The 17786-nt window shown below is 67.0% G+C and carries 10 protein-coding genes; 9 read left to right on the top strand and 1 reads right to left on the bottom strand.

Annotated elements, in window-relative coordinates; all coding sequences use genetic code 11:
• Positions 1-8 precede the first annotated feature (8 nt).
• From WYM_RS04380 to WYM_RS04355, 6 genes are read left to right on the top strand one after another with little or no spacing between them, the layout of a single operon-like run.
• Entirely contained in the window at positions 9-950 is a 942-nt protein-coding gene (locus WYM_RS04380; RefSeq protein ID WP_019179614.1) for an ABC transporter permease, read from the top strand.
• Positions 947-2743: a dipeptide/oligopeptide/nickel ABC transporter permease/ATP-binding protein gene (locus WYM_RS04375; RefSeq protein WP_019179613.1), complete on the top strand. Its 1797-nt coding sequence runs from the start codon at positions 947-949 to the stop codon at positions 2741-2743. Before WYM_RS04380 ends, WYM_RS04375 begins: the two co-directional genes overlap by 4 nt.
• A complete protein-coding gene (locus WYM_RS04370; RefSeq protein WP_019179612.1) occupies positions 2736-3590 on the top strand; it encodes an ABC transporter ATP-binding protein in 855 nt (284 codons plus the stop codon). The genes WYM_RS04375 and WYM_RS04370 overlap by 8 nt, the downstream gene beginning before the upstream one ends.
• 36 nt (positions 3591-3626) lie before the next feature.
• A complete protein-coding gene (locus WYM_RS04365; RefSeq protein WP_019179611.1) occupies positions 3627-6479 on the top strand; it encodes an alpha-L-rhamnosidase in 2853 nt (950 codons plus the stop codon).
• Positions 6472-7983: a glycoside hydrolase family 43 protein gene (locus WYM_RS04360; RefSeq protein WP_157524865.1), complete on the top strand. Its 1512-nt coding sequence runs from the start codon at positions 6472-6474 to the stop codon at positions 7981-7983. The genes WYM_RS04365 and WYM_RS04360 overlap by 8 nt, the downstream gene beginning before the upstream one ends.
• Positions 7984-7998: 15 nt before the next feature.
• The gene (locus tag WYM_RS04355) at positions 7999-9732 is read left to right on the top strand and encodes a DUF5605 domain-containing protein (protein ID WP_019179609.1); all 1734 of its coding nucleotides are present in this window, start codon (positions 7999-8001) and stop codon (positions 9730-9732) included.
• 32 nt (positions 9733-9764) lie between these two features.
• Here WYM_RS04355 and WYM_RS04350 read toward each other — a convergent pair whose 3' ends face one another.
• A complete protein-coding gene (locus WYM_RS04350) occupies positions 9765-12203 on the bottom strand; it encodes a glycoside hydrolase family 2 TIM barrel-domain containing protein (protein WP_051008064.1) in 2439 nt (812 codons plus the stop codon).
• A gap of 277 nt (positions 12204-12480) precedes the next feature.
• Here WYM_RS04350 and WYM_RS19190 point away from each other — a divergent pair, with 277 nt between their 5' ends.
• From WYM_RS19190 to WYM_RS19185, 3 genes are read left to right on the top strand one after another with little or no spacing between them, the layout of a single operon-like run.
• Positions 12481-13809, top strand: coding sequence for an MFS transporter (locus WYM_RS19190; protein WP_083866139.1), 1329 nt, complete (start codon positions 12481-12483; stop codon positions 13807-13809).
• The gene (locus WYM_RS04340; RefSeq protein WP_019179606.1) at positions 13799-16213 is read left to right on the top strand and encodes a glycoside hydrolase family 3 N-terminal domain-containing protein; all 2415 of its coding nucleotides are present in this window, start codon (positions 13799-13801) and stop codon (positions 16211-16213) included. The genes WYM_RS19190 and WYM_RS04340 overlap by 11 nt, the downstream gene beginning before the upstream one ends.
• Positions 16210-17742: a DUF5597 domain-containing protein gene (locus WYM_RS19185; protein WP_019179605.1), complete on the top strand. Its 1533-nt coding sequence runs from the start codon at positions 16210-16212 to the stop codon at positions 17740-17742. Before WYM_RS04340 ends, WYM_RS19185 begins: the two co-directional genes overlap by 4 nt.
• The last annotated feature ends 44 nt before the right edge of the window (positions 17743-17786 follow it).

Genomic DNA, 17786 nt, shown 5'->3' with positions numbered 1-17786 from the left:
CCCCAGCAATGCTTCGCTACATCGCCATCAACCTCGTCCGTGCCGCAGGGTTGTTCGTGATCGTCGGTTTCATCACCTTCACGGTCACGTTCACCGACGGCATCGGGATCGCTCGCTCGGTTCTCGGGCTCAGCGCGTCCGATGAGCAGGTTGCGGCGAAGGCGGAAGAGCTGGGGCTCACCCGTCCCCTGATCGTCCAGTACTTCGACTACCTCTCGGGAGTGGTGCAGGGCGATCTGGGGGCCTCCTTCCTCACCGGCCAATCGGTGACCGAGGCGCTCTCCACCCGAATTCCGGTCACCCTGTCGCTCATCATCATCACGATGACGCTGACCGCCATTCTCAGTGTGGTGCTCGGCGTCACTGCGGCCCTGTACGGGGGCTGGGTCGACCGTGTCGTGCAGTTCCTCTCCGTCCTCGGTGCTGCGGTCCCTGGATTCATCCTCGCCATCGGGCTCGTGTTCGCCTTTGCCGTGGCCGTCCCGCTCTACCCCGCGACCGGATACATACCGATCACCGACGGTGTCCAAGGGTGGCTGTGGTCGCTGACGCTCCCCGTGATCGCGCTCTTGATCGGCACGATCGCCTCCTCGGCACAGCAATTTCGCGGCTCCGTCCTCGACGCCCTGTCTCAGGACTACGTTCGCACACTGCGATCACGAGGCATCAAGGAGGGACCCCTCCTGTTCCGCCACGTCCTTCGCAATGCGGCCGGTCCCGGACTCGTGGTCCTCAGCCTCACCACCCTCGGGCTCCTCGGAGCTGCACTGTTCATCGAGCAGGTCTTCGCACTGCCCGGCATCGGTCAGCTCATCGTCCTGTCAGCACAAGCCGGCGACGTGCCGATGGTGATGGGCACGGTGGTCTTCACGATGATCCTCGTCCTCATCATCAACTTCCTGGCCGACTTGCTCATCGGCGTTCTCAACCCGAAGGCGAGGATCCGATGACTGTCGACCAGCATGAAATCGATCCGGCAGCCGACGGCACGGCCGCACTCGCGCGCAAGGGCGTGCGGCGCAACACGTTCCGCTCGCTGCTGAAGAACCTGTTCGCGGTGTTCGGCTTCGCTGTGTTGGCGATCCTCGTCTTCGTGGCAGTGACCGCACCGTGGCTCGCACCGTACGCGCCGAATGCCACCGATCTCGCTGCGGCGAACGTACCGCCGTTCACCGATGGACACCTCTTCGGTACGGACCAGTCCGGCCGGGACATCCTGTCGCGGCTGATGTGGGGAACCCAGGCGACGCTTCTCGCCTGCGTGCTCGTGTTGGGCGTCTCGCTCGTCCTCGGCCTTACGTCGGGACTGATCGCGGGCTTCTACCGGGGGAAGACGGAAGCCGTTGCCAACTTCATCTCGGACTTGATCATGTCGCTGCCCGGGATCGCGGTGATCATCTCGCTGTACTCGCTCACCGGTCCGAACATACCTGCGGCCATGACGGCGTTCGGCGTCATCGTCACCCCGAGCTTCTACCGCCTGGTCCGGTCGGTGGTGATCAGCGTGCGGTCGGAGCTCTACGTCGATGCCGCGAAGGTCGTCGGCCTCTCGGATTTCCGTATCGTCGGACGCCACGTGCTCTCTGCCGTGCGTGCGCCGGTCATCGTGCAGAGTTCGTTCGTTCTCGCCACTGCCGTCGCCCTGCTCGCCGGTGTGGACTTCATCGGCCTCGGCAGCCCGAACGAGCCGTCCTGGGGACGGGTCCTGCAGGAGACTTTCGAGAACATCTACCTGGTGCCGGAGAACATCTTCTTCCCCGCCGTCGTCATCAGCGTGACGATCCTTGCGTTCGTTCTCCTCGGCAACGCGCTGCGTGACACGCTGCAAGCGTCCAACCGCAGCGCCTCACTCAAGCCCTCGCGGCGTCGTTCACTGGCGCGCGTCGCTCAGGACGAGCGTGTGGCGGGGGTGAACGACCTCACGCCGCCCCAGGATGTCGTCCTCGCGGTGCGCGGGCTCCGCGTCGGATACCCCGTCTCGGCGGACGACGTGGGTGAGGTCGTCCATGGAGTCGACTTGGATGTCAGGCGCGGCGAGATCCACGGACTCGTCGGCGAGTCGGGCTCAGGCAAATCTCAGATCGCGTTCTCGGTGGTCGGGATCCTGCCACGCGAAGCCGTCGTCCTTGGTGGCAGCGTCTTCTTCAAGGGCAAGGACCTGCTGGCCGACAAGGCCCGCATTCGGCAGGCTCGAGGACGACAGATCGCGTATGTGCCGCAAGAGCCGATGTCGAATCTCGACCCGTCATTCACGATCGGCGCCCAACTGATCTACGGGCTGCGCGCGGCCACCGGCATGTCGAGATCCCGCGCACGCACGGAGCTGGTCAACTTGCTTGCACGAGTCGGAATCGACGACCCCGACCGTGTGATGCGGCTCTACCCGCATGAGATCTCGGGCGGAATGGCGCAGCGCGTGCTGATCTGCGGGGCGGTCGCCTCGTCCCCCGAGCTGATCGTGGCGGACGAACCGACGACGGCGCTCGATGTCACCGTGCAGGCCGAGGTCCTCGAGCTTCTGCGTGAGCTGAGTCTGGAGCGTGGACTTGCCATGGTCATCGTCACGCACAATCTCGGTGTCGTGGCGGACATCTGCGACCGGGTCAGTGTCATGAAGGACGGGCGGATCGTCGAGAGCAATGACGTGGATGCACTCTTCGCCAGCCCGGCACACCCCTACACGCGCGACCTCCTCGAATCGTCGCGCAAGGTCGAGCTGATGGAGGTGACGGGTGATGAGTGAGGCGCTGCTCGAGATCAACAACCTGGTCGTCCGCTACGGCGGCCGACGCGGGGGGAAGACGGTGATCGAGGACGTCTCGCTCGCCCTGAAAGCCGGAGAGACGGTGAGTCTGGTCGGTGAATCGGGATCCGGGAAGACGACGATCGGCCGGGCGATCCTCGGCCTGGCTCCGGTCACTGAGGGCACGATCTCTTTCCGCGGCCAAGAGATCAGCAACATCTCCCGGGCACGGCGACGCCAGGTCGCGCGTGACATCCAGGTGATCTTCCAGGATCCCTATTCGTCGCTGAACCCCTCGATGACGGTGGAGAGCATCCTTGTGGAGCCGCTTCGCGCTGCCGGGGTTGCTGACGGTCGCAGTCGGGTTCGTGAACTGTTGGACGCTGTGGGCCTTCCGGCAGACGCCGGGTCTCGGTATCCGCGCGAGTTCTCCGGGGGTCAACGTCAGCGAATTGCGATTGCGCGCGCGCTTGCGCTCGATCCTTCCGTGATCGTGTGCGATGAGCCCACCAGCGCGCTGGACGTGACGACGCAGGCTCGGGTGCTGGCGCTGCTCGATGAGCTGCAGAAGGAGACGGGTGTCGCGTACCTGTTCATCAGCCATGACCTGGGTGTTGTCCATGCCATCAGCGACCGCATCGCGGTGCTGCAAGGCGGTCGCATCGTGGAGATCGGTGACGCGCACCAGGTCGCGACCAGACCGCAGCACCCGTACACGCGTCGGCTGCAGATGTCAGCGCCCATCGCCGACCCGCCGCGGCAACGAGCGCGCCGCGCCGAGCGTCTCCGGCTGTTCGGTCCGGCGCTGTCGCGCGAGGTCGCCGACAGCCCGCCCGCTTCCGCCTGATCACGGCGCACGGCTCCCTCACACCCCAGGACACATATGACCTCCCTTTCGGCGCCGACCGCGCCCCGATTCGAGCACCGCACCGACGTGGGGCCGGCTCTCGGCCTCACGACCGTCCGGCCACGACTGAGCTGGACGGTGCCGCAGGCGCCCGAGGATTACCAGCAGACCGCCTACGAGATCGAGATCCACCGGCGCGAAGACGACACCGAACGCTGGGTGGTGGAATCACCCGAGCAGGTACTGGTGCCTTGGCCGTCCGCTCCACTGGACGCCCGCGAATCGGTGACGGTCCGGATCCGAGTCCGGGGCAAGGCCTGGAGCGCTTGGAGTGAGCCGGCGCAGGCGGAGGCGGGGCTCCTCGCGCCGACCGACTGGCAGGCTCGATTCGTCAGCCCGATCCGGCTCGGCGGGCTTCGGCAGCCCGCTCCGGAGCTGCAGGGACGGATACGGGTCCCCGGGCGCGTGGTGAAGGCGAGACTGTTCGCCACTGCGCACGGGCTGCTCTCCGCCCGCTTGAACGGACTTCCCGTCGACGACACGGTGCTCGCCCCCGGATGGACGGCCTACGAACACCGGCTTCGAGTTCGCGCGTATGACGTGACCCCCCTGATCACGCGGGGCGAGAACACCCTCGAAGTGACCCTTGGCAACGGCTGGTGGCGGGGCCGGATGGGTTTCCTCGGTCAGCGAGCCCACTACGGTGATCGGCTCGCCTTCCTCGGCCAGTTGGAGGTGACCACGGATGACGGGACGGTGCACGTGCTCGCGACCGACGAATCCTGGCGCGCCCGCCCGACCGGCATTCTCATGGACGAGATCTACGACGGGCAGACGACCGACCTGCGGCAGGACTCCGTGGCGCCGTTCGACAGCGCGGTGGAGATCGTCGATGCGGACTTGACCGTGCTCGTCGGCGAAGACGGACCACCGATGCGGATCACGGAGACTGTCCCACCGCAGCGGATCTGGCGGTCGCCTGGCGGCAAGCTCCTGATCGACTTCGGCCAGAACCTCGTCGGATGGGTACGACTGCGCGTGCCTGCGTCGAGACCTGGCGACGAGGTCGTCGTCCGGCATGCCGAGGTGCTCGACGCCGACGAACTCGGCGTCGGCCCGCTGCGCAGCGCGAGAGCGACCGACACCTACTATCTCGCGGGGACCGGCGATGAGATCCTCGAACCGACGTTCACCTTCCATGGATTCCGCTACGTCGAGATCGACGGGCTCGAGGCTGTACGGCGTGAGGACGTGGAGGCGATCGTCGTCGGCAGCGACCTCACTCGCACCGGCTGGTTCGAGTCGAGCGACGAGATGCTGAACCAGCTCCACCGCAACGTGGTCTGGAGCATGAGAGGGAACTTCCTGGACGTTCCCACCGATTGCCCGCAGCGAGACGAGCGCCTCGGATGGACGGGCGACATCCAGGTCTTCTCTCCCACCGCCACGTACCTCTTCGACTCCGGCGGGTTCCTGACCTCCTGGCTTGCGGACCTCGCGGCCGAGCAGGATCCTTCCGGACGAGTGCCGCACGTCGTCCCCGACGTCCTGCGCTCCGAGCTCACGACCATCCCCGCCGCGGCGTGGGGCGATGCCGCGACCGTCGTGCCCTGGGTCCTGTGGGAGCGAACCGGTGACCGCGGCATCCTGGAGCGGCAGTTCGGGAGCATGCGCGCGTGGGTCGACCACATCACGTCCGTCGCAGGCGACGACCTGATCTGGCGAGGAGGCGTGCAGTACGGCGATTGGCTCGATCCGACCGCGCCTGCCGACGACCCCTTCAACGCGAAGTCCGATCCGGATGTGGTCGCAACCGCACACTTCGCCCGCTCGGCCGAGATCGTCGCCCGAACTGCCGAGCTGGTGGGTGACGAGGAAGCGGCGCAGTTCTACCGCCACCTGGCTGAGCGCGTACGCCAAGCGTTCAACGCGGAGTTCGTCGCGCCGTCGGGCCGTATCGTCTCGGACGCACAAACGGTCTACGCGATGGCGCTGGAATGGGACCTGCTGCCCGACCCGCGACAGCGTGCCGCCGCGGGCGAACGCCTGGCTGACCTCGTGCGAAAGAGCAGCTTCCGGATCGCCACCGGGTTCGTCGGAACGCCGCTCATCTGCGACGCGCTGACAAACGCCGGATTCCCGGATCTGGCAGTGCGTCTCCTGCTGCAGACACAGTCTCCCTCGTGGCTGTATCCGATCACGGTCGGAGCGACGACCATCTGGGAGCGATGGGACAGCCTGCTTCCCGATGGCACGATCAATTCGAACGGGATGACTTCGTTCAACCACTACGCGCTGGGGAGCGTGATCGACTGGGTCCACCGTCGCGTCGCCGGTCTTGCCCCCGCTGCCCCCGGGTACCGCACCATCTTGATCCGCCCCATCTTCCCGTCGGCGCTGGACCACTGCGCGGCGCGTCACTGCACGCCGTACGGTGACGCATCAGTGAGCTGGTCTCGCGCCGCCGGTGTCGTCACGCTCGAAGTGGAAGTACCAGTCGGGGCCCGTGCGGAGATTGAACTTCCGGATGAGGCCAAGACCCGGTCGGTGGGCCACGGCCGTCATCGCTGGGAGTTGATGGACCAGCCGTCCGAGGTTGAACCCATCGCGACCGTGCGTGACTTCGTAGACGACGAGGACGCGTGGGCGGAGCTGACACGCTTCGCGGTCGACAACGGGCTCGCTGCGTCGGACACGCACCTCGCGCAGCTGCTGACGCCGTTCCGCGACCGACCCGCTGCGGAAATCGGGGCTGCGGTCTGGACGCGTATCTGGCCGTCTGAGACGACGACGCTGGCGCTCGGCCGGCTCGTCGCGAACCGCTTGACCACGCCGACCATGCCGACCCGGCGGCTCGCGGCCCAGGGAGAACTGGCCAGCCATGTCTGAACCCGTGGCAGCCCCGACATCGCTGGCGAAGACCCTGAGCGCGGAACTGCACCCGATCATCCCCGGATTCCACCCCGACCCCACGATCTGCCGCGTCGGTGATGACTACTACCTCGCGCATTCGAGCTTCGAGTACTTTCCCGGTGCCCCGATCTTCCACAGCCGAGATCTGGTGACGTGGACTCAGATCGGCAACATCCTCACGCGGCGGTCGCAGTTCCGCGCCGGCACCTCAGGACCCTCGACCGGGATCTACGGATCGACGCTTCGTCACCGTGACGGCCGCTTCTGGTTCATCACGACGAACGTCAGCGACTTCGAGTCAGGACAGCTGATCGTCCACGCGACCGACCCCGCGGGGCCGTGGAGTGATCCCGTCTTCGTCCCCGAAGCCATCGGAATCGACCCCGACCTGTGCTGGGACGACGACGGCACCTGCTACCTCACCTGGCATGTCCTTGACTTCACTGTCGGCGGCCAGGGCATCCGCCAGGCGCCGATCGACCTCGAGACGGGGCGCCTCCTCGAGCCGCACTATCCGGTGTGGCAGGGGAGTGGGATGCCGATGGCGGAAGGGCCGCACCTCTACCGCATCGGCGACTACTGGTACGTCATGCTCGCCGAGGGGGGCACCGAGCGCGGACATTGCGTGACCGTCGCGCGGGGGCAGAGCCCCCGCGGACCCTTCGAGTCGTGCGATTGGAACCCGGTCTTCACTCACCGAAGCACCTCACATCCGGTGCAGAACGTCGGCCACGCCGACCTCGTTCAGACGCCGGACGGTGGATGGGCAGCCGTCTATCTCGGTGCCAGACCGCGCGGTTCCACACCGGGCTTCCATGTTCTCGGCCGCGAGACGTTCCTCGCCGGCGTGGACTGGGTCGACGGCTGGCCCGTATTCGATGAGGCTCGCTTCGAACTGCCGCAGGGCGGCTCTGACTTCTCGGAGGAATTCGCGGGTGCCGATCTCGACCCGCGATGGGTGGCCGCGGGTAGCGAGCCCGACGCGGTTGTCGAGCGAGCACCGGAGGGCGGACTCAGGTTCCGTTCCTGGGGATCAGCGGGCGATGTCCTGTGCACGCGAGTGACGGATTTCTCGTGGCAGGCCGACGCGGTCGTCGAGCGATCCGGCGTCGTTGGGCTGCGGCTGGACGACCGCCACTGGTGCGGGGTCATCTTCGAGAATGGCCACGCTCAGGCGATTGTGCAGATCGGGGACATCCGTCAGCGGATCGGCGCCGTCGAGATCACCGGCGACGCGGCGACCCTGCGCGTCTCAACGATGCCTCCTCAGGTGGCGCCGGTGCCGTTCGGGTACGCCGGCCCCGACGACGTCGTGCTCTCCGTCGTTCGCGACGGCGAAGCGATCGAGATCGCGCGCCTGGACGGCCGGTACTTCTCCACGGAGGTCGCCGCCGGCTTCACCGGCCGGATGCTCGCACTCGGCGCTCCATCGCGCGACGGTCGCATCGTGGCCGTCACCTATCGACCTCTTCTTGACTGAATCCTTCGAGGAACCATGCGCTACATCGACCAACAGACCCCCGCTTCCGCAGTTCTCCAGCAGCCCGACGCGAAGGAAGCCATCGGCGCGATCGCTCCCGAGCTGCTCGCGTCGCCGATGCTCACCCAGCTCGCAGATTTCCCGTTCGGGTCGCTGGTGAGCTTGATCCTCGGCGAGGGTGACCCGCGGAAGGCCGCGGTCCTCGAGGCCGTCGCCGCGTTCGAAGACCTCAGCCCACTCCCGCCGCAGGATCCGGCGATCGTCGCTTCACGTGACTATGAGGCCGACGATGTCGCCCCGGGATCCGCCACTGTCGAGGTACCGGGTGCCGCCGCTCTCCACGAGCGAGTCGACATCGTCCTGCGGGGCCCTTCTCACGGGAACCCGTTCGTCGACGTCGAGCTCACGGCGGTCTTCGCTCTCGATGGGGCGACGCTCGACATCGGAGGCTTCTACGACGGCGACGGCGTCTATCGACTGCGCTTCCTTCCGCCGGCTGCTGGCCGCTGGACGTTCACGACCGAATCGACAGCACGCTCGCTCGATGGCATTCAGGGAGTCGTCGACGTCAGCGAGTCCGATGCGCGGGGACCGGTGCGCGTCAGTGGACGCGGGTTCAGGCACGCCGATGGCACGCCCTTCGTCCCCGTCGGGACCACGTCATACGCGTGGACGCATCAGCCGGAGGAATTGCAGGAGGAGACGCTGCGCTCGCTGGAGGCCGCGCCATTCAACAAGCTGCGGATGGGGCTGTTTCCCAAGTCGTTCCTGTTCAACTCGAACGAACCCGATCGCTTCGTCTTCGAGCGTGCCGAGGACGGTGGCTTCGACACCACTCGCTTCGACCTGGAGTACTTCTCCCACCTCGAGCGGCGCATCGACGACCTCGCGAGGCTGGGCATCGACGCGGATGTCATTCTCTTCCACCCCTATGACCGGTGGGGATTCGCCACGCTCGGCCCTGCCGCCGACGACCGCTACGTGTCGTACGTCGTGCGCCGCCTGTCGGCATTCCCGAACGTCTGGTGGTCGATGGCGAACGAGTACGACCTCCTCACCGCCATGCGACGCGAGGATTGGGACCGCCTCGCGGCGCTCGTGATCGCGAACGACCCCGTGGGACATCCGCTGTCGATCCACAACTGGGTGGAGATCTTCGACTACAGCGCCGAGTGGGCGACGCACGCGAGCATCCAAGGCGGCGGACGAGAGATGGCACAGTCGGTCGCGAAGTGGCGCAACAGATGGGACAAGCCGATCGTCGTCGACGAGTTCGGCTACGAGGGTGACATCGATCAGGGCTGGGGGAACCTCACCGCCGAGGAGGTCGTCCGCAGATTCTGGGAGGCGACTCTGCAGGGGGCGTTCCTCACGCACGGCGAGACATTCTGGTCTGACGATGAAGTCATCTTCTGGGCGAAAGGCGGCACCCTGCGCGGCGAGAGTCTGCCCCGACTCGCGTTCTTGCGCGAGCTCATCGAGGCCGCACCAGCTGGGCGGATCACGCCGCTGCCGAGCGACTGGGACTTCGCGACGGGCGGGGGAGACGGCTATGCGCTGACATACTTCAGTGACGCCCGGCCGCGGTTTCGAACCGTCAGGGTGCCAGAGAAGATGCGCGCGAAGATCGACGTCATCGACACCTGGGCGATGACCATCGAAGAGCTGCCCGGTGTTCACGAAGGCGACGTGCGTGCCGAGCTGCCGGCACGTCCGTATATCGCGGTGCGGGTGCGCGCAGCCGACTGAGTGGTGGCGGATCCACGAGGGATCCGCCACCGCTACTCCCCTCCCGCGGTGACCGCGGCGTGCGCATCGGCCAGGCCCGGGGAGCGCACCGTGACCGTGATCTGTCCCTCCCCGGTCGGCCGGACGATGGCCAGCGCGCGCCCATCGAAGGTCGTGCAGCTGGTCGAATCGAACCGCTCCTCCGTGGCGGGCCGCGCCGAGCCGAGGGCGACGAGCTCGCCCGGGCCGTCCACCGACACGTGGACGACGGCGTCTTCGGAGCTGTTCAGAACGTCGCACCCGTCGCGGAACTCGATGCTGATGTACGCGAGGTCGCCGGAGTCGGCTTGGATGCGGGAACGGTCTGCGGACGCGACGAGCCGTCGGTCGGATGCCGTCACCAGCGACACGCGCTCGCTCGAGATTCCGTCGCGGTAGGCGATCGCAACCAGTTCGCCCGGCTCGTACTCGATGTCGAAGCGGGCGCGGAAGTCGACCGCCGGCCCCGCAGCCGATCGTCCGAAGGAGCGGTCATTCAATACGAGCTCGACCTCATCGGCGTCGCTGTAGACCTCGACTTCAGCACGCGCTCCGTCCGGGAGCTCCCAGGTCCAGCTCGCGACGGCATCGCTCCACGCCCACTGCATCTCGAGCCGTCGGCGGCCGTAGTGCTGCGGCCTGAGTACCGCGATGTACGGCTCGCGACGCAGTCCGTAGACGATCTCGCGGTAGTAGGACTGAGGTCGCCGGAAACCCGTGATGTCGAGATCCCCAGCCCAGGCGGTGAGCCAGGGGAACTCCGGGTCGCCGCCGCCCCGAACCTCGGGGTCGTCGGTGTAGTCGGTGCGCCCGAGCCCCACCTCGCCGAGATAGTCCCACCCCGTCCAGGTGAATCCGCCGATGACGTGATCGTGTGCGAGGGTCGCCGCCCACGACTGCGCAGTGACGCGCGGGTTGGTCTCGGTGCCGAGTACCACTCGGTTCGGAAAGACGACGGCGTCCGGCGCGTAGCGGGCCTCCGCATAGTTCAGGCCGGCGATGTCCGCCGCGCCGTGTGCCTCCGCAGTGCGGACGGTGACGACATCGGACACGGTGACCTCGTCGAAGAACTCCGTCATCTCGTTCATGACGTCGTTGACGCCTCGGGCGGTCGCGTCCGCGAGGCGGTTCTTCAAGTCGCCGATGACCTCGCCGGCGACCGCCCAGAAGCTGCTCACCGCCGTCGTGATGAAACGGGTCTCGTCCTTGAGGCGGATCCGCTCGGCGATGTCTCGCGCCAGCGAGCCCCCGAACCCCGACCCGTACTCGTGAATCTCGTTGCCGATGCAGTACAGGATCACGCTGGGGTGGTTGAAGTCCTTCTTGACCATGGCGTCGACGTCGCGTTCCCACCACTCCGGGAAGTCGAGGGTGTAGTCGTAGGGCTTGTTCATCTCCGTCCACGCGTCGAACGTCTCGTCGAACACGAGGACGCCGAGCCTGTCGCAGGCGTCGAGCATCGCGGGACTGGCCGGGCAGTGCGAGCTGCGGATGGCGTTGAACCCCGCGGCCTTCAGCAGCTCGATCCGGCGCTCCTCGGCCCGGCGGATGGTGGCGGCACCCAGCGGACCGTTGTCGTGATGGATGCACGCGCCACGGAGCTTGATCGGCACGTCGTTGATCCGCAGGCCATGGCGCGGGTCGATGCGGATCGTGCGGATGCCGAACGACGTGTCCACCTCGTGCGTGGCACCTCCCTCCTCATCAACCAGCCGTGCACGGAAGTTGTAGAGGTGCGGGTGGTCGACGCCCCACCGCCGGGGAGCGTCGACATAGAGCCGATTGCGTAGCGTCGTCGTCGCGTTCGGTCGGATCGTGACGGGTCCGCGATCATGCGCCACGATCGCGCCGGCGGCGTCGCGCACCTCGACTTCGAGCGACAAGCGGCGCGTGACAGGGCTCTCGTTGCGGACGACGACGGCCGACGCGACCACGGCGCGCTCGCCGTCGACGTCCGGCGTGGTGATGCGGAGTTCGTCGTCGACGATATGCGCCAGCGGCGTGACGACGAGATGGACGTCTCGGTAGATGCCCAGACCGGTGTACCAGCGGGAATCCTGGTGCGCCCGGGCCTCCACACGGACCACGTTCTCGTGGCCGTACCGGAGATGAGCGTCCAGGGAGATGCGGAAGACGCTGTACCCGTACTTCCACTGGCCCGCGAACTCATCGTTCACGTACACCATGGCGTCGCGGTACACGCCCTCGAATTCGATGCTCACCCGTCGCTCGCGCCACTCCGTCGGAACGTCGAACGTCTTCGTGTACTCGACCTCGCCGCCGGGGATGAACGCGGACGACGGGCCGCCGGAAACATCGGAAGATCGGGTGAATCCGATCATGGCGTCGTGCGGGAGCGTGACCGACTCGGACACGGCACCGCCCATGAGGTCTACGAAGCCGCTCACCTTGCGGCGCACCGACCAGTCGTCGTTGAACAGGTACTTATTCATGCTGCTCCGTTCGCGCATCACGTGCGGGAGCGACCGGCGCCGCACGCTGAAATCGTCGAGCTCGAAGGGGACGCGGCCGTGCGCCTCGATCGATCTCCACGTCCTGCCTACTGCCTACCCGCTCGACCAGCAACATCCGCCCCGCGGGGTTGCGCAATAGTCGCCGCCAGTAAGGCTCGAAGACTCGTCAGCTCGTAGTCTCGGAATCCCCACCGTTCGCGGCGTTGGTGCGCCTGGGACATCCGGCAGCGCGCAAGGGTCTGAGAAGGCATCAGCCATGTCGCACGACAGCCGTGCCACGAAACGCGCGTCAAGCCGCCGATTTCGGCGCCACCCCGAACCCCGTCCGACGCATAGAGTTCCTGACCCGCCGTTCCCGCGGCTCGGGCTCCTGATTCTCGCCGCCGCGATTTTCGTCTCTATGTCGACGGAGTTTCTTCCCGGCGGCCTCGTGCCGAACATCGCCGCGACGTTCGACCGCCCGGTCACCGACGTCGGGCAGCTCATCACCGTATTCGCCGGTGCCGTGATCCTCACCACGACGCCGCTCGCCATCCTCACTCGACGGATGCCGCGCAAGCCGCTCGCGGTCATCGCCCTTGTCGGGATCGCGGCGGCGACGGGCCTCACCGCCCTGGCTCCCACGTTCGAGATGCTCCTCATCGCTCGTGCGGCAGGCGGAGTGGCGCACGGGCTGTTCTGGTCGGTGGCTGCGGCATATGCGGCCGATCTCGTGCCCTCGTCCCAGCTGGGACGCGCGACCGCGATCACGGCTGCCGGGGGTTCGGTCGCCGGCGTGCTGGGAGTCCCGCTCGGCAATGCGCTGGGTCAGGCGTTCGGGTGGCGAGTCGCCTTTGGAGCCCTTGCGGCTGTTGCAGTGCTCGTCGTGCTCATGGTCGCGCTGTTGCTTCCCGCTGTGTCACCGCGTGCGCCCGCAGTGCGCAGGGCGTCGGCGCGCGACGCCTCGACCCGCGACGCCTCGACGCGCTCGGCACTCGGGCGAATCCTCCTCGTGTGTGCGATCATTCTGCTCGTCGTGATCGGGCAGACCACGTACGGCACCTATTCGGTCGTATGGCTCGGTGAAATCGCCTTGATCCCGTCGGCCGCCATTCCCGCATTCCTCTTCGCCGGAGGTCTCGCGTCGCTCGCCGCGGTCTCTGCCGTCGGGCGGATCGCCGACCGATTCCCGAACGGCGCCGTGCCGGTGGCGGTTGGGCTCGTGGCGGTTCTCAGCGCACTGTTCCCGCTCGCGGTCGAGTGGGGGATCGGTCCGCTGGTCGTCAACTCACTCCTGCAGGCGATGGCGTTCGCTGTCGTTCCCATCCTCCTGCAGGCTCGAATGATGCGCATCGCACCACCGCACCAGCGTGCGACGGCCGCTGCGCTGCAGACCACAGCGTTCAACGTCGCGATCGGTGGAGGGGCCGCCATCGGCGCCCTCGTGGTCGGCGTGTGGGGACTCGAAGCACTGCCGTGGGTAGCGGCGCTCTTGCCCACCGTGGGACTGATCCTCCTTCTTCTCACGTCCCGAGCCACCGCAGCGCACGCAGAAATCGACCCGCACCCACCCACGAGCGACACGGAGGTTCACAGTGTCTCCTGAATCAGCCCATCTCGACACCGCGCTCAGCGCTCCGGAGCGTGCCGACCGCCTCCTCGCCCAGATGACGTTGCGGGAGAAGGCGCATCAGCTCGTCTCCGTGCCGCCCTGGTATCTGGTGCTCGCCGACGGCTCCGCTCCGGCTGTGCGCGACCAGTGGCTTGAGAAGGCGCCCGGTCACATCTGCAACTTCGGCGTGGACGACCCTGCGACGATGGCGCGGATCGTCGGCGATCTGCAGCATGTCGCTATCAAGGGCACCCGTCTCGGCATCCCACTGCTCGTGCACATCGAGGCGTTGAACGGAGTGCTGGCCGGCGGGCACATGGTCTTCCCGACGGCGATCGGACTCGCGGCGACATGGAGTCCGGAGCTCGTGCAGGAGATGGCGGACACCATCCGGCAGCAGCTGCTCCGGGTCGGCGTGCGGCAGGCGCTTTCGCCCAACATGGACATCGCGTTGGATCCGCGTTGGGGCCGGGTGCACGAGACCTACGGGGAGGATCCGTACCTCGTCGCAGCGCTCAGCGTCGCGTACACCCGCGGTCTTCAGGGTGAGGATCTGCGCACCGGTGCCATCGCCACCGCGAAGCACTTCGTCGGCTATGGCCTGCCGACAGGCGGGATGAACCTCTCCTCGTACGAGGGCGGGCCCCGGCGCACGCGTGACCTCTTCGCGTACCCGTTCGAGGCCGCCATCCAGTTGGCCGGCCTCGGGTCGGTCATGAACTCGTACTCAGATGTGGACGGGGTCCCGGCCGCAGCGAACCCGGACGTGCTGACCACGTTGTTGCGAGACACGCTCGGGTTCGACGGGTTCGTCTCGAGCGACTACATGACGCTGGAGCACATCCACACCCGCCAGCGCGCCGCAGCGTCGCCTGCTGACGCCGGCCGACTGACGATCGCCGCCGGACTCGACACCGAGTTCCCCATCCCCTATGGCTACGGCGACGCGCTTGTCGGAGAGGTAGAGGCCGGTCGCGTGGACGTGGCGCACGTGGACCGCTCGGTGCGACGCATTCTCACGGCCAAGTTCCGCCTCGGGCTGTTCGAGAACCCTTACCCCGCGGAGCGCATCGAGATCGCCGGGGTGGCAGCCGAAGGTCGCGAGCTCTCGCGTGAGCTCGCCCGCCGGTCGGTCGTTCTGGTCAAGAACGACGGGGTGCTCCCTCTTGCCGCCGAAGCCACGAACGTGGCGGTGGTCGGCCCCCACGCCGATGCGGTGAAACTGCAGTTCCCTACTTACAGCTACCCCGCCTTCCGCGACATGACCACCTTCATGTCGGGTGGCGGGATGGGCAACATGGTCGGGATCGACCCGGGTATGGCCGCATGGAACAACAGCATCTTCCCGTCGATGCCGATCGAAGACTTCGTTCGTGACCGGCTCGATGCGACTTCCCTCATCGACGAGGTCAGACGACGCGCGCTCGCCACGCAGTTCGCGACGGGCAGCACTCTCACGACCGACCTCGGCGAGGACGCGATTGCGGATGCCGTGGCTGCCGCGACCGCATCCGATGTCGTCGTGCTCGCGGTCGGCGGTGCAAGCCTCTGGTTCAACGGCGAGCGCACCGAGGGAGAAGCGAGCGACTCCGCTGACATCGCGCTGCCCGCGGCGCAGGTGCGCCTCGCGGAGGCCGTCGCCGCGACAGGGAAGCCCATCGTCGTCGTCCTCGTGCAAGGTCGCGCGTACACGCTGCCTCAGGTGATCCAGGATGCCGCCGCGATCGTCGTGGCGTCGTACGGTGGCCCGTTCGGGCCGGCCGCTGTGGCCGACGTGCTGTTCGGAGACGTGAACCCGAGCGGAAAGCTGCCGTACAGCATCCCGCGTCATACGGGTCAGATTCCGGTCTACCACCACCAGCGGGCCGGCACCGGTTACCGCAACCCGCTGCCGCCTGATGTCGATCGGCACTACCTCGACATGCCGGCGACACCGCTGTACACGTTCGGCCACGGCCTGAGCTATACCGAGTTCGTGCTGTCGGAACTGGTTGCGGACGTCGAGATGACCACCAAGGGGTCGGTGCAGGTCGCGACGACGGTGCGAAACGCGGGGGAGCGCAGTGGAGATACCGTGGTGCAGCTCTATGTCCGCGTGAACACCGCCGGCGCCACGCGCCCCGCCCAGCAGCTCGCGGGATTCGCACGGGTGTCGCTCGATGCAGGCGAGGCCCGGCGGGTGATCTTCACGCTGGATGCCGCGCAACTCGGGTACACCGACATCTCAGGCGAATTCGTGATCGAACCCTCGTCGGTCGACGCGTGGGTGAGCTTCGACGCCGAGTCGCGACCACTCGAGACGGTGATCCACGTCACGGGACCCCGCCGTCTGCTGAAGAGCTCCGAACGGACCTTCCTGTCGGAGTCGGCAGTCCTGAACGACGGAGCCTCTCAATGACTGCATCGCGGCAGCTTCTCCTCGGTGGAGAGCTCCACAACTCGAGCGCGAGCAGCCCCGCTTCTATCCGCGAGGCCTTCCGCCGTGTCCGCGATATCGGCGCGGACTCGGTGCTCGCGCCGATCTCGTGGGAGACGGTCGAGCCGCGCGAAGGCGACTTCGACCTCTCGCTGGTCGACGCCGCTTTGGAGGCGGCTGAGTCGGAGGGACTCCGATGGATCCCGCTGTGGTTCGGCGCCTGGAAGAACGGAGCGTCGACGTACGTTCCCGGCTGGGTCAAGCGAGACGGTGCGCGTTTTCCGCGTGCCCGATCGGCGGGTACGCCGATGCACCACGTGTCGCCATTCGGTGAGGAGATCACGGTGGCCGATGCCACCGCCTTCGCACGGGTCCTCGCACATGTGCGTGAATCCGGAAGGGCGCACGTCATCCCATTCGTGCAGGTTGAAAATGAACCGGGGCTGTTGGGGGCTCGTCGCGACGAGAGCGATGTAGCTGAGGCGCACTGGAACCGGGACGTGCCTGATGCCGTCATCGCCGCTGCGCGCGACGGTGACGGACGCCTGCGCTCGGCGTGGGTGGCGGAAGGCTCGCGAACCGAGGGTTCCTGGAGCGAGGTTTTCGGATCTGAGGCAGATGAGGCTCTGATGACGTGGGGGTACGCAACGCACATCGAGAGAGTTGCAGCCGGCGGACGCGCGGAACTCAACGTTCCTCTCTACGTCAACGCGTGGCTCGACGCGGTGAATCCGATGACACCGGGCGACCAGCTTGTCGCCGGCGGCATGGAGCCCGGCGGCTACCCGAGCGGCGGGCCGGTCCCGCACCTGCTTTCACTTTGGCGGGCGCTCACACCATCCATCGACTTCTTCTCACCGGATATCTACTTCGGCGACTTCGACGCGACGTGCCGCGCGTACGCCGCGGCCTCCGACCGTCTCGTCGTACCTGAGATGAGGCGCGATCAGCTGGGCATCGCTCACATGTTCCGAGCGATTGGTGAACACGGTGCCGAGCTGGTAGCACCCTTCGGCCTGGACTCCCTGCACGCAGGGGCACCGGACTACGACGAGATCGTGGACGCCTACGGGCTCCTGTCGGCGATGCGGGAGACGATCGCCACCGCTCGCCCCGAAGGCATTCGCGGGTTCTTCGTTGATCGCGCCAACCCCGTCACGCTCGTGACGATCGGAGGAGTTGATCTCGTGGCTTCGCTCGATGATCCTCACGGCATGCTGGACGAAGGCGAAATCGGTTACGGCATCGCTGTCGATCTCGAGGGTTCGCTGCGAGTGGCAGGTCGGGGCTTCTTGCTGCAGCCGGCCGAGACGACCGGCTACGTCGGGCTGGCATCCGTCATCGAGCGAACCAGACAGCTCGGGGTCCACCGGGTGCTCAACGGCGACGAGGTCGGCGGCGGCAGCGGCGTTCGCTTTCATCGGTTGTACTCCGGTCGCGGACAGGGTGTCGTTCCCTTCGACACCCGCTTCACGGGGATCGCGGATCTGGAATTCTTCCGCTTCGAGTGAGCGTCCCGGTGGGTCTGAGCGCGTGGTGGCTCCGCTTCCGCGGC

Source organism: Microbacterium yannicii PS01 (assembly GCF_000304335.1).
Classification (GTDB): domain Bacteria; phylum Actinomycetota; class Actinomycetes; order Actinomycetales; family Microbacteriaceae; genus Microbacterium; species Microbacterium yannicii_A.
The sequence above is the reverse complement of the archived record's forward strand: the minus strand, read 5'-3'. Positions and strand labels throughout refer to the sequence as shown.